Annotated in this window: 23 protein-coding genes; 10 read left to right on the top strand and 13 right to left on the bottom strand. The window is 53.9% G+C overall.

From position 1 onward, the window contains the following. Positions 1-220: 220 nt before the first annotated feature. The 6 genes from F822_RS08200 (at position 221) to F822_RS08170 (ending at position 8,036) form a co-directional block, all read left to right on the top strand. A complete protein-coding gene (locus F822_RS08200) occupies positions 221-664 on the top strand; it encodes a DUF2127 domain-containing protein (RefSeq protein WP_025041837.1) in 444 nt (147 codons plus the stop codon). A gap of 264 nt (positions 665-928) precedes the next feature. Continuing rightward, a complete protein-coding gene (locus F822_RS08195; RefSeq protein WP_082204621.1) occupies positions 929-1,981 on the top strand; it encodes a YheT family hydrolase in 1,053 nt (350 codons plus the stop codon). A gap of 353 nt (positions 1,982-2,334) precedes the next feature. Beyond that, on the top strand, positions 2,335-5,898 hold the full coding sequence (dnaE, locus tag F822_RS08185; RefSeq protein WP_025041840.1) for a DNA polymerase III subunit alpha: 3,564 nt from the start codon (positions 2,335-2,337) through the stop codon (positions 5,896-5,898). Positions 5,899-6,212: 314 nt separating this feature from the next. Beyond that, positions 6,213-6,467 carry a type II toxin-antitoxin system Phd/YefM family antitoxin gene (locus F822_RS08180; RefSeq protein ID WP_025041841.1) on the top strand — a complete coding sequence of 85 codons (255 nt, stop codon included), beginning with the start codon at positions 6,213-6,215 and terminating at the stop codon, positions 6,465-6,467. Next, positions 6,467-6,901: a type II toxin-antitoxin system VapC family toxin gene (locus tag F822_RS08175; protein WP_025041842.1), complete on the top strand. Its 435-nt coding sequence runs from the start codon at positions 6,467-6,469 to the stop codon at positions 6,899-6,901. The genes F822_RS08180 and F822_RS08175 overlap by 1 nt, the downstream gene beginning before the upstream one ends. Before the next feature lie 403 nt (positions 6,902-7,304). Beyond that, the gene (locus tag F822_RS08170; RefSeq protein ID WP_025041843.1) at positions 7,305-8,036 is read left to right on the top strand and encodes a YggS family pyridoxal phosphate-dependent enzyme; all 732 of its coding nucleotides are present in this window, start codon (positions 7,305-7,307) and stop codon (positions 8,034-8,036) included. Here F822_RS08170 and F822_RS08165 read toward each other — a convergent pair. The 5 genes from F822_RS08165 to F822_RS08145 form a co-directional block, all read right to left on the bottom strand. Beyond that, on the bottom strand, positions 8,002-8,271 hold the full coding sequence (locus F822_RS08165; RefSeq protein WP_053111340.1) for a YfhL family 4Fe-4S dicluster ferredoxin: 270 nt from the start codon (positions 8,269-8,271) through the stop codon (positions 8,002-8,004). The genes F822_RS08170 and F822_RS08165 overlap by 35 nt on opposite strands. A gap of 14 nt (positions 8,272-8,285) precedes the next feature. Beyond that, positions 8,286-8,765, bottom strand: a complete 480-nt coding sequence (gene coaD, locus F822_RS08160) for a pantetheine-phosphate adenylyltransferase (protein ID WP_025041845.1) — start codon at positions 8,763-8,765, stop codon at positions 8,286-8,288. Then, positions 8,758-9,306 (bottom strand): 16S rRNA (guanine(966)-N(2))-methyltransferase RsmD, encoded by a 549-nt coding sequence (gene rsmD, locus F822_RS08155; RefSeq protein ID WP_025041846.1) that lies wholly within the window; start codon positions 9,304-9,306, stop codon positions 8,758-8,760. The genes coaD and rsmD overlap by 8 nt, the downstream gene beginning before the upstream one ends. Before the next feature lie 228 nt (positions 9,307-9,534). Continuing rightward, positions 9,535-10,845 (bottom strand): M16 family metallopeptidase, encoded by a 1,311-nt coding sequence (locus tag F822_RS08150; protein WP_025041847.1) that lies wholly within the window; start codon positions 10,843-10,845, stop codon positions 9,535-9,537. A gap of 66 nt (positions 10,846-10,911) precedes the next feature. Then, a complete protein-coding gene (locus F822_RS08145) occupies positions 10,912-12,273 on the bottom strand; it encodes a M16 family metallopeptidase (RefSeq protein ID WP_036576535.1) in 1,362 nt (453 codons plus the stop codon). 148 nt (positions 12,274-12,421) lie between these two features. On the opposite strand from F822_RS08145, the gene ftsY reads away from it, so the two are divergent. From ftsY to rpoH, 4 genes are all read left to right on the top strand, one after another. Then, the gene (gene ftsY, locus F822_RS08140) at positions 12,422-13,408 is read left to right on the top strand and encodes a signal recognition particle-docking protein FtsY (protein WP_025041849.1); all 987 of its coding nucleotides are present in this window, start codon (positions 12,422-12,424) and stop codon (positions 13,406-13,408) included. A 51-nt stretch (positions 13,409-13,459) separates the two neighbouring features. Beyond that, on the top strand, positions 13,460-14,113 hold the full coding sequence (ftsE, locus tag F822_RS08135; RefSeq protein WP_025041850.1) for a cell division ATP-binding protein FtsE: 654 nt from the start codon (positions 13,460-13,462) through the stop codon (positions 14,111-14,113). After that, the gene (gene ftsX, locus F822_RS08130; protein WP_025041851.1) at positions 14,110-15,018 is read left to right on the top strand and encodes a permease-like cell division protein FtsX; all 909 of its coding nucleotides are present in this window, start codon (positions 14,110-14,112) and stop codon (positions 15,016-15,018) included. The genes ftsE and ftsX overlap by 4 nt, the downstream gene beginning before the upstream one ends. Positions 15,019-15,108: 90 nt before the next feature. Further along, complete coding sequence (gene rpoH, locus F822_RS08125) at positions 15,109-15,954, top strand: RNA polymerase sigma factor RpoH (protein WP_025041852.1); 846 nt, start codon at positions 15,109-15,111, stop codon at positions 15,952-15,954. 315 nt (positions 15,955-16,269) lie between these two features. Here rpoH and F822_RS08120 read toward each other — a convergent pair whose 3' ends face one another. From F822_RS08120 to F822_RS08085, 8 genes are all read right to left on the bottom strand, one after another. After that, positions 16,270-16,518, bottom strand: coding sequence for a BolA family protein (locus F822_RS08120; RefSeq protein WP_025041853.1), 249 nt, complete (start codon positions 16,516-16,518; stop codon positions 16,270-16,272). Between the two features lie 96 nt (positions 16,519-16,614). Then, entirely contained in the window at positions 16,615-17,370 is a 756-nt protein-coding gene (locus F822_RS08115; protein WP_025041854.1) for an ABC transporter permease, read from the bottom strand. Next, complete coding sequence (locus F822_RS08110; RefSeq protein WP_025041855.1) at positions 17,367-18,299, bottom strand: ABC transporter ATP-binding protein; 933 nt, start codon at positions 18,297-18,299, stop codon at positions 17,367-17,369. Before F822_RS08110 ends, F822_RS08115 begins: the two co-directional genes overlap by 4 nt. A 133-nt stretch (positions 18,300-18,432) precedes the next feature. Then, positions 18,433-18,735, bottom strand: coding sequence for an STAS domain-containing protein (locus F822_RS08105; RefSeq protein WP_025041856.1), 303 nt, complete (start codon positions 18,733-18,735; stop codon positions 18,433-18,435). Between the two features lie 16 nt (positions 18,736-18,751). Then, entirely contained in the window at positions 18,752-19,390 is a 639-nt protein-coding gene (locus F822_RS08100; RefSeq protein WP_025041857.1) for an MlaC/ttg2D family ABC transporter substrate-binding protein, read from the bottom strand. 62 nt (positions 19,391-19,452) lie between these two features. Further along, entirely contained in the window at positions 19,453-19,947 is a 495-nt protein-coding gene (gene mlaD / locus F822_RS08095; protein ID WP_025041858.1) for an outer membrane lipid asymmetry maintenance protein MlaD, read from the bottom strand. Then, positions 19,947-20,744: a lipid asymmetry maintenance ABC transporter permease subunit MlaE gene (gene mlaE, locus F822_RS08090; protein ID WP_025041859.1), complete on the bottom strand. Its 798-nt coding sequence runs from the start codon at positions 20,742-20,744 to the stop codon at positions 19,947-19,949. The genes mlaD and mlaE overlap by 1 nt, the downstream gene beginning before the upstream one ends. Then, positions 20,737-21,549 carry an ABC transporter ATP-binding protein gene (locus F822_RS08085; RefSeq protein ID WP_025041860.1) on the bottom strand — a complete coding sequence of 271 codons (813 nt, stop codon included), beginning with the start codon at positions 21,547-21,549 and terminating at the stop codon, positions 20,737-20,739. Before F822_RS08085 ends, mlaE begins: the two co-directional genes overlap by 8 nt. Between the last annotated feature and the right edge of the window lie 311 nt (positions 21,550-21,860).

The following is a 21,860-nucleotide window of genomic DNA, read 5'->3' as shown; positions in this document are numbered from 1 at the left end:
TAGCTCAGCCGCAGCTGCAAACGCCCGCGAATGGACCGCATTTACATATATGACAGCGTAACCATAATATGAGATCCGATATCGAAAGTATGACTTATATCAAGATTTGATCGGCCTGCTTCGTCTTCCATCGGCCCTGCTCATCTTTTTGGGCACATTGAGATGAAAAACAGGGGCTTCCGTAATCCTAACGAAATGACAAGGCTGTTTGAAGCGATTAATGAAATCCAAAAGCGCTGACCTTCGATTGGTGGCGGTATTCGAAGCCACTAAAGGTATCCTGGTATTCGCTACGGCCTGTGCAATTTTCAAATTCATCCATGCCGATGTGCAGAAGGCTGCAGAGCAGTTGGTCAGCCATTTCCACCTGAACCCCGCCAGTCATTATCCCCGCATTTTTCTGGAGATTGCTTCCAATCTTGATGATACCCGCCTGCTTGCATTGGGCTTCGGCGCGCTGGCGTATGCTGTGGTGAGACTGGTTGAAGCCTATGGGCTGTGGTATGGCAAGCGATGGGCCTGGATATTTGGCCTGATAAGTGCGGGGCTATATATTCCAATCGAGATTTTCGAGTTGGCCAAGCGGGTTAATTGGGCAGAAGCTGTTCTTTTTCTTGCCAACGTTATGATCCTGGTTGTTTTATTGCGCGGTCGACCCCGTTAGTATTGCACTGGTTTGAGAAATTCTGAATTCGCTGTTGCTTATGTCAGCAGGACTATCCTTGCGAGCGAGGGCGGGTTAACTATGCGAGTCAAGTGCTCTATAATAGCTGAAGGTTACGCTTGCGCACGAGTTAGACCATAAAATAGTCGGCAATAGTTGCGGTTACCTTATATTGATTAATCGCATGAATTGGCGTTATACGGTAGCACCGGTTGGTCCAGTGGTCACCCATCTGAATCTGATATTGCCTGCCAGGACCTGGATGTGAAAGCCCCTTTACCTGCTTTAACCATATTGCGCGCCAGACCCTACGTTGCCCCCGCATGGCTGCGAGGAGGCAACGCGCAAACGATTTACCCCTATCTGCTTTCCCGTCCTTCGATCGCTTACCGGCGTGAGCGTTGCGAGCTGGACGACGGCGATTTCATTGATATCGATTGGCTGGACAATCAACACGATGCGCCGCTGGTCGTTATATTTCACGGGCTCGAGGGGGGCTCATGCAGTCATTATGTCCTGAGTATCATAATGACGCTGCAAAGACTGGGCTGGCGCGGGGCAGTAGTACACTTTCGCGGTTGTTCGGGAACGCCCAACCGGTTGCCGCGCGCGTATCACGCCGGCGATTCAGCGGAGATTGATTGGGTGCTACGCCGAATAACCGGGCAAAATAAAGTGCGCTCCTCTCCATTGCCTGTTTTTGCGGTCGGGGTATCGCTGGGTGGCAATGCCCTGCTGAAATGGCTGGGTGAACAGGGCAAACAAGCACGTCAATTACTCGACGGTGTTGTCACGGTTTCCGTACCACTGGATTTGGCAGCCGCCGGCAGGACGCTGGCTTCGGGTTTCAATCTGCTTTATACCCGCCATTTTCTCGATACACTGAAGCGCAAGGCGCTGGATAAGCTGGAGCGCTATCCCGGCCTGTTCGATTCAGCAGCGTTGGCCGCGTGCACTACTCTATATGAGTTCGACAATATCGTGACTGCGCCACTGCACGGCTTCCGCGACGCCGAAGATTACTGGAATCTATCCAGCAGCAAGCCGTGGCTCAAGCACATCGGCGTGCCGACACTTGTGATTAATGCGCGTAACGACCCGTTTATGCCGGCGTCGGCCTTGCCCCGGCCGGAAGATACTTCATCCGCTGTCACTCTGGAGTTTCCCGAAGAAGGCGGGCATGCCGGATTCCTGGATTCGCCATTTCCCGGCAGGCTGACGTGGCTGCCGGAAAGAATTATCAGTTTTTTCAGGGAGCAGGAGGTTGGGCTGCACTCCGGTTCGCAAACGGGCCTCCCCGAACTTCGGGCTTCCTAGCAGTTTGGTAGGCAACGTAACGCTAACCAATGTAATCAATACTCTCCTTGCCGTTACCGGCTGCAGCTGTTTCCCGATACTGGAATTTCTTCTGTCGACGGATAAGCTGGCGATGATTGCCGATCAGGCTTTCCAGCCTCAATCCATATGCGGCATTTTCGGTTTCTTACTTGCCGAGACTCGTGCATTTTCAGGTTCCAGAAGTCAGAGTCCGGGCGAGTTGGGTAATGGAAGGCTTCCGCCGGTGTAAAATTGAGGTCCAGTTTTTACGCTATTTTGATTGATCACCTGATTCAAGAATTGCGCTTCCGCAACCCGTTATTAATTTCGAATATCGAGCACCCTTGAGCAACATGCCTATATCTCCATTTTTCGTCCATTTGCGTTTGCACAGCGAGTTTTCCGTAGTAGACGGTATTGTGCGAATCGACGAGGCGGTGGCAAAAGCAGTGGCAGACGATATGCCGGCACTGGCGCTGACCGACCTTTCCAATCTGTTCGGCCTGGTCAAGTTTTACCAGGAGGCGCGCAAGAAGGGAATAAAGCCGATCATCGGCTGCGACGTCTGGATCAGTAATGAATCCGATCGGGACAAGCCCGGGCGCGTCTTGCTCTTGTGCCAATCCTACCAGGGCTATCTGCTGTTGTGCCGCCTTCTGTCGCGCGCCTACCGCGAAAACCAGCATCGTGGACGCGCGGAAGTCAGGAAATCCTGGCTTAAGCCAACTGATGCAGGAAGTGGAGCAGAGGGGCTGATCGCATTGTCGGGCGCGGGCTCCGGCGAAATCGGCCTGATGCTGATGCAGAACGATCCCGACCAAGCGGAGCAACTGGCACGAGAATGGGCTGATCTTTTTCCCGGCCGTTTTTATATCGAAGTGCAGCGGGCAGGCCATCCCAATGCAGAGGCCCTGGTGCAACGCTCGCTGATGCTGGCGTCCGCCTTGCGTTTGCCGGTGGTGGCGACCCACCCGGTTCAGTTCTTGAACCCTGAAGACTACCGGGCGCATGAGGCGCGGGTCTGTATCGCAGAAGGCTATGTGCTTGGCGATCGCCGGCGTCCGAAAAATTGCACCGAGGAGCAATATTTCAAAACCCAGGCTGAAATGGCCGAATTGTTCGCCGATATCCCATCGGCGCTGGCCAACACGGTGGCACTTGCCAAGCGCTGCAATCTCGCACTGGAATTGGGCGTCAATCGCCTGCCGTTGTTTCCCACCCCCAATAACGAGAGCCTGGAGCTGTATCTGCGCACCCAGGCAGCAGAGGGTCTGGAAGTGCGCCTGAACGCACTTTTTCCGGATGCCGCCCAGCGTGATGCGGAGATGCCCAAGTATTACGCCCGGCTGGATTTCGAAGCTGACGTCATCATACAGATGGGTTTCGCCGGGTATTTTCTGATCGTCGCCGACTTCATCAATTGGGCCAAGCACAATGGCGTGCCGGTAGGGCCGGGCCGGGGCTCCGGAGCAGGTTCGCTGGTGGCCTATTCGCTGGGTATTACCGACCTCGACCCGCTTCGCTATGACCTGCTATTCGAGCGTTTTCTCAATCCGGAACGTGTTTCCATGCCTGACTTCGATATCGATTTCTGCCAGGACGGACGCGAAAATGTCATCGAATACGTAAAACAGAAGTATGGCGCCGAGAGCGTTTCCCAGATTGCCACTTTCGGGACCATGGCGGCGAAGGCGGTAGTGCGCGATGTTGGACGCGTGCTGGACCTGCCGTACAGCTTTGTCGATCAGCTGGCGAAGCTGGTGCCGTTTGAAATCGGCATGACCCTGAAAAAAGCGCGGGAAGAGGAACCGCAACTGAATGAGCGGGCACAGGCCGAAGAAGAGGTGCGTAATCTGCTGGAACTGGCTGAACGGCTTGAAGGGCTCACCCGTAATGTCGGCATGCACGCCGGCGGTGTACTGATCGCATCGGGGAAGATCACTGATTTCTGCCCCGTCTATTGTACAGATTCGGGTGAGTCGGTAATAAGCCAGCTCGACAAGGACGATGTGGAGAAAATCGGACTGGTGAAGTTCGACTTCCTGGGATTGCGGACCTTGACCATACTCGACTGGACCGTCAGATACATCAGGCAGCGTAATCGGGACGCTGCGGAAGAAGAATCCGCATCCATCGCAACCGATGCGAGCAAGCTTGCTGCCGAGTCGGATATCCGGCATTCCGACTCCTTTTCCCTGGAAAATCTGCCCCTGGACGATGCGGCTACCTATGCCCTGTTGCGGCAGGGCAATGCCGTGGGCGTGTTCCAGTTCGAGTCGCGCGGCATGAAGGATCTGCTACAGAAAGCCAGGCCCGACCGGTTCGAAGACATCATCGCATTAGTGGCATTGTACCGTCCGGGACCGATGGCGCTGATTCCCGAGTTTACGGAACGCAAGCATGGCAAGCGCGTGGAATATCTCGATCCACGGCTGAAGCCCATACTTGAACCCACTTATGGGGTGATGGTTTACCAGGAACAGGTGATGCAAATCGCCCAGGTGATAGGCGGATATAGCCTCGGCGCCGCTGACCTGCTACGACGGGCGATGGGTAAGAAACAGGTTGAGGAAATGGCGTTGCATCGCGATATTTTCGTTGCGGGAGCAACCAAGAACGGCTTGACCCAAGGCGATGCGGCCGAACTCTTCGATTTGATGGAGAAATTCGCGGGTTACGGATTCAATAAGTCGCATGCGGCGGCTTATGCTTTGATCGCCTTCCAGACCGCCTACCTCAAGGCGCATTATCCGGCGGAGTTCATGGCTGCCACCTTGTCCGCCGATATGGACGATACCGACAAGGTGAATTCGTTCTTCGAGGATAGCGTGGCCAACGGGCTTATCATGCTGCCGCCCGACATTAACCTGTCCGACTATCGCTTTGTTCCTGTGGACAAAAAGACCGTCCGCTATGGTCTTGGCGCGATAAAAGGAACGGGGGGATCGGCGATTGCGGCGATTATCAAGGTGCGCGACACGGGCGGGCCCTTTAGCGATTTGTTCGATTTCTGCCAACGGGTCGACAAGCGCATCGTCAATCGCCGCGTGATGGAATCGCTCATCCGTGCCGGCGCCTTTGATTCTGTCAATACGCACCGGGCCGGCCTGCTGGCCTCGGTCGGTATCGCACTGGAATCCGCCGAGCAGGCGGATCGCGCAGTTAATCAGGTGAGTCTGTTTGGCGAAGCCGATAGCCACACCGGGCAATTGAGCTTGATCAACGTGCCGCCATGGCCGGAAAAGGAGAAGTTGAAGAATGAAAAGGTGGCATTAGGCCTCTATTTGAGCGGCCATCCTTTTCACGCGTATGCGGAAGAACTGAAACCATTTATACGCACCCGCCTGGATCGATTGAACTCCCAGCGGGAAACACAGTTACTGGCGGGAATCGTCTACGCTATACGCACGCAGGTGACCCGCCGGGGCAGAATGGGCGTGATTGTATTGGACGACGGCAGCACGCGGTTGGAACTGGTCGTGTACAACGAATTATTCGAGTCTGTACGGGCATGGCTGAAAGAGGATCAACTGCTGATCGTTGAGGCCAGAGTGAACGGCAGAGGCGGCGATGACGAGTATGGCAGCACACTGCGCATTACCGCCGACCAGCTGTATGACCTGAGCAGCGCTCGCACTCGCTTCGCCAAGCGTATGGAGCTTCATTGCAACGGACTCTCGAATGCCATAAGACTAAAAGAATTGCTCGCGCCCCATCGTCACAGCACCAATAACGGCAAATCCGGTCATGCGAAAGACGACGATAAATTGTCCTGCCCCGTGCGAGTCGTTTATCGCAGCCAGGACGCCATTTGCGAACTTGAACTGGACGATGCCTGGCGGGTACGCCTTCAGGATGATCTCCTGCAGTCACTATCAACGCATTTCAATGCGGAGAATGTCAGAATCATTTACTGACATGAGAGGGAGTGTCGCCCTCGGGTCTGAATCGCAACAAACAGAGCATAGCGGAAAAACTTTTAACGCACCTCGCTCCGGCCATACTTTTCTATACGGTCATGGTCGAATACGGCATCTCGTGGTTTGTTCTTTTTCGTCAAGCTTTCCCACCCTGCCTATGGCGTACAACGCTATATGACGCAAAGTATCCCCCGTAATTCTTACTCTACGTCCGTTTGAGCGTTAGCAAAAGGAGGCTCTTTTCGCGAAGTATTGCGCTGGCGCGATCACTGTAGTAACGTATGTACATTAAGAGATTAATGAGGTGCGAAATGACCATCACGACATTATCCAGTCGAGAGTTCAACCAGGACGCCAGCAAAGCGAAGAAAGCCAGCTTGAGTGGTCCGGTTTTCATCACGGATCGCGGCCGGCCCGCGCATGTGCTGCTTAGCATCGAGGATTATCGTAGGATTATCGGGGGACGTAAGAAAATTGCCGACCTTCTGGCAATGCCCGGTATTGAAAACATGACATTGGAGATTCCGCGACTCCGTGACCTTGCTCAAGCTGCGGACTTTTCCTGATGTTTGTTCTTGATACCAACGTTGTTTCCGAGCTGAGGAAGATTCGGCTCGGCAAAGCTGATGGGAGAGTGGCGAACTGGGCGGAAAGTGTCGATGCGGCTGATTTGTACCTGTCGGTGATTACCCTTCAGGAACTGGAAATCGGCGTATTGCTGGTTGAACGGCGCGACCCCGCCCAAGGTGCTGTGTTCAGGGCATGGCTGGATAGCCGCGTCATGCCGGCATTTGCAGGCCGCATCCTGCCTATCGATATGGCTGTTGCGCAGCGTAGCGCAAAGCTCCATGTTCCCGATCCTCGACCGGTCCGAGATGGACTGATAGCGGCCACTGCGCTGGTACATGGAATGACTATCGTCACGCGAAACCTGGCCGATTTTGAGCCGAGCGGGGTTCAATTGCTCAACCCGTGGACGTGGAATACTGAAGAGGAATAACGAGCGGATTGGGCGAATATCCCGACTCTCTTGATGGCTAACGCAAAAATCCCGCATGGGGGATTTTTTGATAACTTGGCGGTGGCTGTTACCTGTTGCCATCCCGGCGCCTTCAGCAATCCAGAGCGGTAAAACCATGAAAAGACGTCGACAGCTGCTTACAGACCCAGTTGAACAGCGATTTCCCAAACGCCGGGATCGGCCTGGTTCAGCCACTCGCCGGTGAACTGAGTGCAATGCCTCTTGCCTGGCAAGCGCGGTGCCCCTGAAAACCCGTGGCTCTTGCGCGCCTGGCGGCTTGACCGTAAAGATGAGTAGTTCTACTATGCTCGTGCTTTCTCAAATCATTTTTTAAATTCTCATGGGTCAATCGCCCAGAGCAACCGGTAAATAAAAAGTCAGAATGGAACCAAATACCACAACCATCGCCTTGGGTTTGCATAAAATAAGAGCTCACATCGCGGATATCGCGGGCAAGGCAGGGCGTCAACCCGAAGCTATTACGCTGTTAGCCGCAAGCAAAACCAATCCTCCCGAATGTCTGCGTGAAGCCTTTGCCGCCGGACAGACTATTTTCGGAGAAAACTACCTTCAGGAAGCACTGGTAAAAATCGAGGCGCTCGCCGATCTGCCGATCGAGTGGCATTTCATCGGCCCGATACAGAGTAATAAAACAAAACGCATAGCGGAAAATTTTGCCTGGGTGCATAGCGTAGACCGGAAAAAGATTGCCGACCGCTTGTCGAAAGACCGGCCTGAATCGTCGCCTCCCCTCCAGATATGCCTGCAAGTGAATGTGAGCGGGGAAGATAGCAAGAGCGGTGTAGCACCCGGGGAAATCCTTGACCTGGCGGCGCATGTTGTCGAGTTGCCCAACCTGAAACTACGGGGCGTAATGGCCATTCCCGAGCTTACTAAAGCCACCGCGCTGCAACGCAGCCAGTTTCGCATGGTGAGGGAAGCCTACGATCAACTGAAGCAGGCTGGCTATGATGTCGATACGATCTCGATGGGTATGTCCGAGGATCTTGATATCGCCATTGAAGAAGGCGCGACCATGGTCCGCGTAGGCACCGCAATCTTCGGGCCGAGACGCTACCCTATCCCTGAGGAACTTGCTGCGCGCGCCCGGTAAGCGCAAAGTACTTTCCGTACAGCTGTTCCTTTGTCTCAGTAATGTCCGGGTCGAGGATGATGCAATCCACCGGACATACCTCCACACACTGCGAGACTTCGTGGTGCCCGACGCACTCGGTGCACAGGGCGGGATCTATCACATAGATTTCCTCGCCCTGGGAAATAGCATCATTGGGACATTCCGGCTCGCAAACGTCGCAATTGATACATTCATCAGTGATCATTAAAGCCATGCCGACCTCAAAGATTAGGTTTTGATTCTGATCCGCAACTGCTCGGCAATCAACGGGTGCACAAACTTGTCCACGCTTCCACCCAGTTGCGCGATCTCCCGCACAATCGTGGCGGAGATAAACATGTATTGCTCCGATGGCGTCAAAAACATGGTCTCGACACCGGGATATATACTACGGTTCATCCCTGCCATCTGAAATTCGTATTCGAAATCGGATACGGCGCGCAAGCCCCGCACGATGACTCTCGCATTCTGCTGTTGCGCAAATTCCATCAACAGGCCGGAAAATGCGGTCACCTCGACGTTGTGGCAGTCCGCCAGTACCGCACGCGCCATTTCCACTCGCTCATGCTGGGTAAAGAAGGGTTTTTTTCCACTGCTCACCGCCACCGCGACCACTACCCGATCGAACAGGCCCGACGCACGCCGAACCAGATCCTCATGACCTCGCGTAATGGGATCAAACGTACCGGGGTATAGCGCTTTATCCATTCTTTTTTGATTTTAATAGTTGGTAACGAACCTTGCCAGCCTGCCCCTGGCGCCACACCAGCCAATCTGCGTCAGCCTCCGGGAGGCTGTCATTTTCTACATAGACCAGCCCGCTGCCGGCGAGATGCGAATGCAGGCTCGATAATAGCTTGGGTAGCAGACCCAGCCGATAGGGAGGATCAAGAAAAATCAGGTCGAACTGGTGTCTATCGGAATCAAGGAATTTTAACGCATCCATCGACATCAGCTCGATTCGTTCTGCTCCCAGCTTCTGCACGTTGATTTTCAGCGTCTTCATTACGCCGGGATCGGACTCTACCATTACTACGCGCGCCGCCCCCCGCGATGCAGCCTCGAAACTCATCGCCCCGCTGCCTGCAAACAGATCAAGGCAGCGTTTTCCGCTCATATCCTGCCCCAACCAGTTGAATACGGTCTCGCGTACCCGGTCAGGGGTCGGCCTGAGGTCTGCGCAGCTATCAAAGGTAATGATGCGGCTGCGCCATTCGCCGCCTATGATGCGAACTTTGTTTCTTATCATCCGGTTCTGAAAAATAGCTAACCCGGATGTTTCATAAATTCGCATGATGATTGCGCAGGATTTTGTTTTGTAGGGAGATTTCGTGAAAGAGTGGCGTAGTTATTCATACGCCCGACTGAACGAAATTTTCATACGAAACAAAAGACCAGCGAGGGCGCGCGTCAATTTATGAAACATCCGGGCTAAACCGTCGCAAGAGCAAATTACCGGTTTCCTATAGAAATTTTCCTATTTTTTATCCTCGGCCCCCACCACCACGGTTACCATTCCCGCTGGATTAATGCGGCGCTGAAAGGCTTCCTTGATCCGGGGAACGGTTACTTTTTCCACTGATTTAACGTAATCATCCAGATAGGTTAGCGGCAGATTATAGAAACCGATCATTGCCAGGTAACCGATAATTTTCTTGTTGCTGTCTATGCGTAGCGGAAAACTGCCAATAATGTTCTGTTTGGCTGCGGTAAGCTCTTTTTCCGTCGGTCCGCCGGCGACAAAATCCGCCAGAACTTTCCGCGTCAGCGCGAGCGCGTCTTCCGACTGATCTTTCCTGGTTTGCAAGCCGATTTCGAATGGTCCCTTTTTTCTCAGCGGTATAAGTTGGCTATGAACACTGTAAGCCAACCCACGCTTTTGGCGAATTTCTTCCATCAGGCGCGAGGTGAATGCGCCGCCGCCAAGGATGTGGTTACCCACGAGCAGTGGAAAATAATCGGGATCGTCGCGGCGGAGTCCCGGATAGGCGATCAGGATATGGCTTTGAGTGGCCGGATGAGCAATTCTCTTGGTATCCGCAATCGGCGCTGCCACGTCCGGCAGACTATACGCTGACTTTTCTTGCGCAAGCGCTTTCGTCAGCGATTCGGCAATGGCTTCCGCTTCCGCGCGGCTCACGTCTCCCATGATGGACACCACGGCGTCTGGAGCGGAATAGAGAGACCGGTATAGATTCACCAGATCTTCACGCTGCAGCGCGCTCACGCTATCGATTTCACCCGAACCGCGCAGTCCGTATGGGTGGCTGCCGTAGAGCATTTTCATCAACGTGCGGTCGGCGATATTTCCCGGTTTGGTGTCGGCTTCACTCAATCCCGCAATCGCCCGGGCTTTTTCCCTCTCCATCACTTTCGCGTCGAATTCGGGATGCTGTATGACTCGACGGAATATATCCAGCGCCTGCTCGCGCTCACGCGCACTGCTTAGCGTGCGTAATGCAATGCCCGCGCGATCCTGGTCAAAATGACTATTGAGCTGAGCGCCGATATCGGCCAACGCTTTTGCGATCTGGTCTTCGCTCAACCCACCTGCGCCAAGATCCAGCAGATGCAGAGTCATGGCAGCGCGGCCGGATTTTTCGCGGGTATCGGTACTGCTGCCCGCGCTGAAATCGATGCTGATGTCGAGTATCGGTAAATCACGGCTTTCGATGAAATATACCCGCGCACCGGAAGGCGTCTGCCAGTGCTGGATCGGCAGAGCGGCAAAAGCCCATTGGGAAAATGCACCCAAAAACAGGAAAAATATCAAGCGCATCACATGCATCGCGGCCTCTCTAAAAAAGCGCTTTTTGAATTCAAGGCAAGAAATAAACAGATCAAGGTTATAGCATCAATGCCGCAACCCGGCGGGTGCGGCAGAGGGAGCTTTCTGTTCCAGTGGCTGGGGGTCGAGTACGGCAACCGTCAGACTGTCATCCACCAAATATTTTTTTGCCACTTCACGCACCTGCTCGGCGGTAACGGCTTGCAGCTTTTTCAACATCGTATCCACGTCACGATATGACAATCCGATGCTTTCCAGCTGACCGATCTGCATCGCCTGAGCAAACATCGAATCGAGCTGAAAGACGTGGCTGGCAACGACCTGCGCCTTGACCCGCGCGAGTTCCTCGGCGGTTACGCCGTCGCGCACAAGTTTTTCCATTTCTCCGCGCAAGGCCGCTTCCAGGTCGGCCACCGTTTTACCTTCACTCGGCGTGCCATCGATATAAAACATGCCGGGACCGCGCCCGGTTGAGTCGTAACCTGCACCAGCCGAACTCGCTATGCGCTGTTCGCGCACCAACTCCTTGTTGAGCCGCGCCGATTCGTTGCCATCCAGCACGCCGGCCAGCATTTCCAGCGCATAAGGCTCCCAATCGGTGGCGGGATTGCGTAATACCGGCGTGTGATAACTCATCGCGAGGTATGGCAGCCGTGCCGGCGCCTTTACCGTGAGCCGCTTGGTGCCCAGCTGCTTCGGCTCGATCTGGGGCTTGCGTTTATCCAGCGGCAATAGCGTGCGCGACTTGATATGTCCATAATACTTTTGTGCCAAAGCAAAGACTTCCCCCGGATTTACGTCGCCCACCACGACCAGGATGGCGTTGTTGGGCGCGTACCAGCGGTCGTACCACTCCTGCGCGTCGCCGACATTCATGTTCTCCAGATCGTTCATCCAGCCTATTACGGGACGCCGGTATGGATGCGACTGGATAGCAGTCGCGGTCATTTTTTCATGTACCAGCGCGCGTGGCTGGTCATCGGTGCGGAGTCGCCGCTCCTCCATGACCACTTCGATTTCCTTGGCGAACTCCTCTTTTGTCAGCACCAGGTTGCGCATCCGGTCGGACTCCAGTTGCATCGCCAGCGGCAGCCTGGACTTATGCAATTGCTGGAAATAGGCGGTGTAATCACGGCTGGTGAAAGCATTCTCGCGTCCACCGGCCGCTGCGATCAGTGTCGAAAATTCGCTACCTGGAAATTTCTTCGTGCCCTTGAACATCATATGTTCCAACACATGGGCCACGCCGGTAACGCCATTCACTTCATCAATGCTTCCCGCCTTGTACCAGATTTGCGAGATTACCACCGGTGAGCGATGATCTTCCTTGACGACCAGCTTGAGGCCGTTGGCGAGCTTGTACTCATGCGTAGTGGCCGCCTGCGTGGCAGCCATGGCGCTTGCCGAAACCAGCGAAATGAATACCATCGCAATAGCCCGCAAAGCGGATGAAAGAACAGTAACACGACGATAAAGCATCATTTTTTTAATAACCTAAGTCCGGGTAAACGGAATAAAATTGGGAACAGTGCCATTTCCAAACATTAATTTCGACTCATACTGACAGCCTACCAGAATGCCAGGTTTCTTTAAATCCAAAAATAGCGCCGCCCCTGCGGAACCCGCGTCCACGAATTGGTCAGCGCGCGTCAGGCAGGGACTCTCCCGTACCCGGGATAACCTGGGTAGGCGCCTGTCCGGCCTGTTCGGCGGTGGTAAAATAGACGAAGCGCTCTATGAGGAATTGGAAACGATCCTGCTCACCGCGGATGCTGGCGTAAATGCGACGACGTGGCTGCTTGGCGAACTGCGAAGCGAAGTCAAACGCAAAGGCCTTACCGATGCGGCGCAACTCAAGGGCGCGTTGCAGGAAGCCCTCGCTGCTTTACTTGAGCCACTGGTGCAGCCTCTCGACACGGATACGAGCAAGCCCTTTATCATTATGCTTGCCGGCGTGAACGGCGCGGGGAAAACGACCTCTATCGGAAAACTTGCCCATTATTTTCAGTTACAGCGGAAGACCGTCCTGCTTGCCGCCGGCGATACATTTCGTGCCGCCGCACGTGAACAACTGATGGCCTGGGGCGAGCGCAACAATGTCGCCGTCATCGCACAGGAGAATAGCGGCCAGCAAAAGGGCGATCCTGCGGCGGTGATATTCGATGCGGTTAATGCTGCGAAAGCACGTGGCATCGATATCGTACTCGCAGATACCGCCGGACGGCTCGCTACCCAACTGCATCTCATGGAGGAAATCAAGAAGGTCAAGCGCGTCATCGCCAAGGCCGAGCCGGGCGCACCCCATGAAACGCTGCTGGTGCTCGACGCCAACACCGGCCAGAATGCGGTTGCTCAGGTGCAAGCCTTTGACGATGCGCTGGGTCTCACCGGACTCATCGTCACCAAGCTCGATGGTACGGCAAAAGGGGGGGTAATCGCCGCTATCGCCAGACAACGCCAGAAGAAAACGCCGCTACCCATCCGTTTTATCGGCGTGGGCGAGGGCCTCGATGATTTAAGGCCGTTCGCCGCAAGTGAGTTTGTCGAGGCACTTTTTGATTGAGAGAATCAAGCGAGTGGAAATTCGGAATCAATGGCATAACCCCGGCAATCGATGATAAGCTTCAGCCAGGTCTATAAACGTTATCCGAACGGCTACGAGGCACTCAGGAACATCAGTTTTAGCCTCGAAGCAGGCGAAATGGCCCTGATTACCGGCCATTCGGGCGCGGGCAAGACGACGCTGCTGAGGCTTATTGCCGCCATCGAGCGCCCTACCTCGGGCAGCATAATCGTCAACGGCCAGAATGTCAGCACGCTCAAGAGCGGTGCAATTCCTTTTCTGCGGCGCAATCTCGGATTGGTGTTCCAGGATCAAAAAATCCTGTTCGACCGCAATGTCTTCCAGAATGTACTGCTGCCCCTGCAAATAAGCGGGTTTGGTTCCAAGGCGGCGACCCGGCGAGTACGCGCGGCGCTCGACAAGGTAGGCTTGCTGAACAGGGAAAAAGCCTGGCCCATTACGCTTTCCGGGGGTGAGCAACAACGCCTGTGCATTGCCCGTGCCATCGTCAACAGGCCCTCCATCCTTATCGCGGATGAGCCAACCAGCAACCTTGACGCCGATTATGCAAGAGATATCATGGACATGTTCGTGTCGTTCAATCAGGTGGGCGTGGCGATACTGATCGCCACCCATGACGTCGAGTTGCTGGGCAGCATGCAGCAGCGCATTTTGACACTCAATCATGGCGAACTGGCAGCATGAACGTTTGGCTTTCCCATCACTTGCATGCGCTTGCTCTGGCATTCAAACGGCTGGGGCGTGCGCCACTCGGAAGCCTGCTCAGCATTGCCGTGATCGGGATCGCTTTCAGTCTTCCCGCCGGAATTTACGTGCTGCTCGAAAACCTCCAGGCCCTCTCCGGTCAATTTTCGGGAGCGCCGCAACTGAGCCTGTTCCTGAAGCTGGATGCGGACAAGGACGACGTGGCGAAAATCGAATCGTTTCTGGAACAGCACCCTCCGGTGGCGAGCTTCAGGTTCGTTTCCAAAGATAGTGCCCTTGATCAATTCAAGCAGGACAGTGGATTGTCCGATGTAATGAGCGGTCTCGAGCGGAATCCGCTCCCGGACGCTTTCGTCATCAGCACCAGAGCGCTTACGCCTGAAAGGCTGGAAGCATTGCGCACGGAACTGGGGCAGTTGCCGCAAGTCGAACATGCACAGGTTGACTCGGCCTGGGCCAAACGGCTTGATGCCTTGCTCAAGCTGGGCCATCTGGCGGTGTTAATGCTTGGCGCGCTACTGAGCTTTTCGCTGATAGCCGTAGCATTCAATACGATACGTTTGCAAATCCTGACGATGCGAGATGAAATAGAGGTTGCGAAGCTGATCGGCGCAACCACAGGTTTCGTTCGGCGCCCTTTTCTGTATTTTGGCGCCTTGCAAGGAATGGTAGGCGGTGCTGCAGCATGGCTTATCATTTCTGCTGGAATTTATCTCACGGATGGACAACTGAAGGATTTGTTGCAGCTGTATGAGGTGAATTTTCGTCTCTATCATCTCTCCCTGGAGGATAGCCTGAGCCTGTTGCTTTTCTCGACGGGGCTCGGGTGGGCGGGGGCGTGGTTGTCGGTCGCGAATCATCTCTCGCAAGTAGAACCGAGATAATTCATGGGCTTAAGCGGGTCCACAATGGAACTTTCCAAACTGTTGACGCTCTTATAGGAATAGGGTAACTTTGACGAAAACGGGGGATACATGAATTTCGCTTTAGCCATACCTTCAACCGGCAGCATCGAAAGCTACATCCAGTCTGCCAATCGCTTCGGAATTCTTTCTCAGGAAGAAGAGATTCGCTTGGCGCGATCCCTGAGGGATGAAGATAACATCGACGCTGCTCGCCAACTGGTGCTGTCGCACTTGCGCGTCGTGGTCGCCATCGCTCGCGGCTATAAAGGGTATGGCTTGCCCCAGGCCGATCTGATTCAAGAAGGCAACATTGGTCTCATGAAAGCGGTAAAACGCTATGATCCCGAACGCGGCGTGAGACTGGTATCGTTTGCAGTGCACTGGATCAAGGCTGAAATCCACGAATTCATACTGCGTAACTGGCGGTTGGTAAGAATTGCCACCACGAAAGCGCAGCGTAAACTGTTCTTTAACCTGCGCAGCATGAAGTCGGTACTGGACACCATGAATCCGGACGAGGTCAATGCAATGGCCAAGCAATTGGGGGTCAAGGTCGAGGAAGTGGTGGAAATGGAGACCCGCTTCAGCGGAAGAGATATTTCGCTTGAGCCTTTATCCGATGACGATGACGATGAAGCATTCAGCCCCATCGCTTATCTTACTGATGGCTCAGAACCTCGGCAATTGCTGGAAGCTGAAGAAAACACGCGTCTGCGCGGGGAAGGCCTGGAGCAGGCGCTATCCGGCCTGGACGCTCGCAGCCGGCGCATCATTGAAGCCCGCTGGCTGCGGGAAAAAGACCCCGCGACCCTGCATGATCTTGCTGGCGAATTGGGCGTGTCTGCGGAGCGAATCCGCCAGATTGAAGCCAAAGCCATGCAGAAAATGCGTGCCGCCTTGGCCCCTGGCACGTAATTGCAGGGGCTAAGCCTCAGCATCCTGCAAAAGACATCACTGTTTTATAAACGCGGCGCTTCTGTTTAGGGATTCCTTCCGCTTCTCGCTTTGTGTTGACGCGCCCGCGGTTGGCACGCACTGCGCAACCCCTCCAGATCCAGATATTGATGGGGCTTGGCAGTCTGTCGGATTTAAAGAAAATCGACTGGCCCGTTCATATCTCGCTGTTTTCGGCCCTTTCAGGCCAATAGAATAACTATTGGCCTTCAAAATCCTCAAAATCCACCCTCACCCAGCCACTTTTTCGCTGCGATTCTTCAAGCCCGACAGGCTCTAGCCCGGGTTTATTTCCGCCCATTGTTCGGGTGTGTGGGTTTTCATGGATAACGCATGAATCTCCTGCTTCATCCTGTCGCCGAGCGCGCGGTAAACAAGCTGATGCTGCTGCACCATATTTTTCCCCCGGAATTCAGCACTCACAATGATGGCGCTGAAATGATGTCCGTCATCCCCTTCCACATGCACCAGTTCGCATGGCAAGGAACTTTCGATGTGATTTTTGATGCTTTCTGGTGTAACCATCCTTCTCTTCCTTATATAAATGATTCTCTTGAGATTCCTGATAGATAAACGCCTGGATTTACCATGCAGATCCCTACCGCAGAACCTTGGGCAGAGCTACTGCCGGATCTTGTAACCCGTCCTCAACATCTGCAATGTCAACCATGATACCGCCAGGAAGCATGTTGCTACAATCCCAAGGCTGACATAGGGCGAAATATCCGACGTACTGAAGAAGCCGTAGCGAAAACCATCGATTATGTAGAAAAACGGATTCAAATGGGAGAGCCCTCGCCAGAAAGGCGGTAGCGAGTGGATTGTGTAGAATACCCCCGACAAGAAAGTCAGCGGCAGAATGACGAAGTTTTGAAATGTGGCAAGCTGATCAAATTTTTCCGCCCAGATACCGGCAATGAGACCTAGCGCGCCCAGCAATGCGCTACCCGTCAAGGCAAATATGAATATCCATGGAAAGGAGGATAAGGATACGTCGAAAAATCCGTACGTTATCAGATAAACGCCCAGTCCCACTGTCAAGCCACGCACTACCGATGCCAGCACATAAGCAAGGAATATTTCCCGGTAGGATAGCGGCGATAACAGCACAAATACCAGATTTCCGGTGATTTTGGATTGGATCAGGCTGGATGATGAGTTGGCGAAAGCGTTTTGGAGCACCGACATCATTATCAGGCCCGGAATCATAAAAACAGTGTAGGCGACACCTGGATAAGCCTGCACATGGGCGTCCAGGACATGAGAAAAAATCATGAGATAAAGTAGGGTGGACACCATAGGCGCAAATACGGTTTGAAATCCAACCTTCCAGAATCGCAGCAATTCCTTATGGAACAGCGTCAAAAATCCGGTCATGTGATGGGAACGGCTGCCGCGTCCCTGATTTCAACGTCCCCCATGATTTTTACGAATACCTCTTCGAGATCGGGCTGAAATACCTGCATCTCCAGCACTTGCGATCCTGCTATACGCAGCACCGCCATGACATGCTCAAGCTGGGAATATTCTTCAAGCGCCAGAATGTAATATTCCTCTTCACGGCGGCTCAGCAATGGCTGCAGCGCAGGAGGCAGCGTATCGGGCGATAACCGCAGCCGCACAGAGCATCCGGAAATTCCATTAATGAGGTTTCTGATGCTATCGAGCGCCACGATATTGCCTTGCTTCAGCATTGCGACACGGCTGCATAAGGCTTCTGCTTCGTCAAGGTAATGGGTGGTGAGCACGATGGTATGACCATCACGATTCAATTCTTTGATAAAACGCCAAAGGCCTTGGCGCAACTCGACGTCAACCCCTGCGGTAGGCTCGTCCAGTACGATGACCGGTGGCTTATGCACCAATGCCTGAGCCACCAGCACGCGTCGCTTCATGCCACCGGAAAGCGTGCGCATGTTGGCATCCGCCTTGTCCGTGAGATCCAGATGGTGAATTATTTCGTCTATCCAGGATTTATTGTTTTTTAAGCCGTAATATCCGGATTGAATTGCGAGCGTTTCACGAACGGTAAAAAAGGGATCGAACACCAGTTCTTGTGGCACCACGCCCAGCATGCGCCGAGCTTCACGGTAGTCCGCAACGACATCGTGACCCATTACCCTGGCGCTGCCGCTGGTGGCGCGGGTGAGTCCGGCAATGATGTTGATAAGCGTTGTCTTGCCTGCGCCGTTGGGGCCGAGCAAGGCAAAAAATTCCCCGGTTCTTATTTCAAGGTCAATACCCGCCAACGCTTGCAGCCTGCCGAAGCGTTTGTACATCTGTTTGACTTCGATTGCCGGGGTCATCGAGGAGTTGAATAAGGTAATGGCCCGACGCATGGGGCACATGGGCCGGATATGGGATACGGATTGCCGGTTGGCGACGGGTAAGCATCTATATACAAGATACCCTGCGTCCGACAAGGATCGGTTATACCGGTCAAGCCACGTGCATTAATTCGGAAAGGCCATATAACTGCACGAGGCTTCGCAGATTAAGCGGTATATTGGCAAAGCGCACAGGGCGATTGCGACGACCCGCCTCGCGCTGCCACTCCAGCAACATGCTGACGGCGGAAGAATCCACCTCAGTTACACGCGCCAGGTCGATTACCATATCATCGCGATCAAACAAAGCGATGCCTTGCGCAACCATCGCCACAACATTATTGATGGTTATCGAGCCTTCAACGCTCAGTTCGCCGCCCTCACGCAAAACCAATTTAGCCGCATCTTCAGTCATCGATTATTTCGCTGACCTATTTCGCTGACGCTGCCTTATTATCGGCAGCAACCAGGGCGCGATTTTTGTCCACGAGCGTTTGAATCAATTTTTCTACGCCACCGTCACGTACCTGATTATTGAAGGTGCTGCGATAATTGGTTACCAGGCTTACCCCGGCCACTGTCACATCGTAGACTTTCCAGTCGTCACCGGTTTTTTCCATACTGTAGTCGATGGGGATCGGCTGCTGACCCTGATTTATCACTTTTGTCTTGACTGTGGTATCGGTATCACCTGCCTTATCCTTCATCGGCTCAACCGTAATGGTATGGTCGCTGTAGCTGCTCAGTGCGTTGGAATAGGTGCGTACCAGTAACGTACGAAATTCCTTTACCAATACCTGCTGTTGTTCGGGCGTCGCCTTGGACCAATTCTTGCCCATCGCCAACCGGGTCATCCGGGTAAAGTCGAAATGAGGCAATATCTTGGCTTCCACCAGATCCAGAATCTTGGTGGTATTGCCTGCACGCAAGTCCTTGTCTTGCCGAACGATTGCAAGCACCTCCTGGGCCGTGTTATCCACTAGGGTATCGGGGCTGGTCGCCATGGCCCATGCGGGGAGCGTAACCAGCCAGGTCGCCAATAACAAAGACGTATTAAAGTATTTCTTCATGATTTCCTCGCAAGAATTTATTTAACCACAATGCCGGACGCATCGTGAAATTACGACTATTTTCAATCACCCTTATTGCTCTCGTCTTCCTCCGGCGTCTTATTCTCTGATGCTTTGTCGAACAGGAAGCGGCCGATCATTTCTTCCAGGACCATGGCGGAATTGGTTTTCATGATTTTATCTCCATTCTTCAGCATTGTCTCGTCGCCGCCCGCCGCCATACCGATATACTGCTCCCCTAAAAGGCCTGATGTGAGAATGCTGGCGAAAGTGTCCTTGGGAAATTGATAGCGGTTGTCAATGCTAAGGGTTACTACGGCATCATAAGTCTTCGTATTGAACTGAATATTCGTTACACGCCCCACTACCACGCCAGCACCTTTTACCGGCGCCTTGACTTTCAAACCGCCGATATTCTCGAAACTTCCGGTCAATGTATAACTCTCTGCCGAGCTATAAGTGCCAAGGTTCCCAACCTTCAATGCCAGCAACAGCAACGCGCCTATTCCGGCCAAGACAAATACGCCTACCCACAGATCCATCGTCGTCCGCTGCATCAGCTCATTCCCCTGAACATGACCGAGGTTAAAACAAAATCCAGTCCCAGTATCGCCAGCGCGGAAGTCACCACGGTGCGGGTGGTCGCGCCAGACACTCCCTCAGCCGTCGGCGCCGCATCGTAACCCTCGAACACGGCAATTGCCGTCACCGCCACACCGAAAACACAGGTCTTGATGATACCGTTGACGATGTCGTATCTGAAGTCCACCGCATCCTGCATTTGTGACCAGAACGATCCTTCATCCACACCGATAAGCACTACGGCCACCAAATAACCGCCAAAGACTCCGACGATGGAAAACATTGCCGCAAGTAACGGCATTGAAATCACGCCCGCCCAGAACCGGGGAGCGACCACCCGTGCGATCGGATCCACCGCCATCATTTCCATCGCTGCCAGCTGATCGGTGGCTTTCATCAAGCCGATTTCAGCAGTGATGGCGGAACCGGCGCGACTGGCAAACAGCAATGCCGCCACCACGGGTCCCAGTTCTCGAACGAGCGACAGTGCAACCATTGTACCCACGGCGGATTCGGCCCCGAACCGCTGTAATGTTTCATAACCCTGCAAACCCAGCACCATGCCGACAAACAACCCCGATACGATGATAATGATGAGCGACAATACGCCCGTAAAATAAAGCTCCCGGATAATCAGGCCGAAGCGCCGAAAGCTGGTACCCGACTTCAGCAGGGTCAGCAGGAAAAAGCGGCTGGCGTAGCCCAGCCGCCAGACGCTATCTATCACGCGGTGACCCATGCCCCGGATGCCGATAACGATGCGCCTAGGCAAAACTGCCCTCCAGTTTCAGATCGCGCGCATAGGCTTGAGACGGGTAGTGAAACGAGACGGGACCGTCCTCCTCGCCATGCACGAACTGATGCACGAAAGGAGCGATCGATCCGCGCACTTCATCCGGGGTGCCATGTGCTGCAATCACCCCGTCTGCGACAAAGTATACGTAGTCCACGATTTTCAGCGACTCCTGCACGTCGTGCGTCACGACGATTGAAGTCATGCCTAACGCGTCAGTCAAACGACGGATCAGATTACCGATGACGGTTAGCGAAATGGGGTCAAGACCGGTAAATGGCTCATCATACATGATGAGTACCGGATCCAGCGCAATCGAACGGGCCAACGCCACGCGCCGGGCCATTCCTCCCGAAAGTTCCGCCGGCATCAGGTCGTGCGCACCGCGCAGGCCGACAGCCTGAAGTTTCATCAACACCAGGTCGCGGATCATGGATTCCGGTAAATCGGTATGCTCGCGCATCTGGAAAGCTACATTATCGAATACCGACAAATCGGTAAACAGAGCGCCAAACTGAAATAACATGCTCATCTTCCGGCGCATCTGGAAAAGCTCATCTCTTTTTAGCTCATGCACTACCTTGCCGGCAAACTTGACATAACCGGCAGATGGACGAATCGCACCGCCGATAAGGCGCAACAGGGTGGTCTTGCCGCTGCCGCTGCCGCCCATGATGGCGATGACTTTGCCGCGCGACATGGTGATGTCGATCCCTTTGAGAATGGAACGATCTCCATAGGAAAAACTCAGGTCCTTGGTTTCGATCAAAGCTTCAGATGTCATTCTGCCAGGGGATGGAGATTGATTTGACGGGATTCTGATTTTAACCTAAATCCGGCAGTTGGACAGGGTGGAGTGTTCGGTCAGGGCACGGTGAAAAGCGGTGACATGAAATGGCGGATCGTTCTGGGCTAAGCAGTATCTTCGGAGTTCTGCCCCGCAGTAGCCGAGAATGGCATGAAACGGGCTCGTCTACGTCGCCTAAGCCGCCCGATCCTTTTCGCGAGACCTCTTCGTGCGATGTTCCTAACCCGGATGTTTCATAAATTCGCGTGATGATTGCACAGGCTTTTGTTTTGTAGGGAGATTTTGTT

Source organism: Nitrosospira briensis C-128 (assembly GCF_000619905.2).
In the GTDB taxonomy this organism is placed as follows: domain Bacteria; phylum Pseudomonadota; class Gammaproteobacteria; order Burkholderiales; family Nitrosomonadaceae; genus Nitrosospira; species Nitrosospira briensis.
Note: the sequence above shows the minus strand (reverse complement) of the source record. Positions and strands in the feature narration are given on the sequence as shown.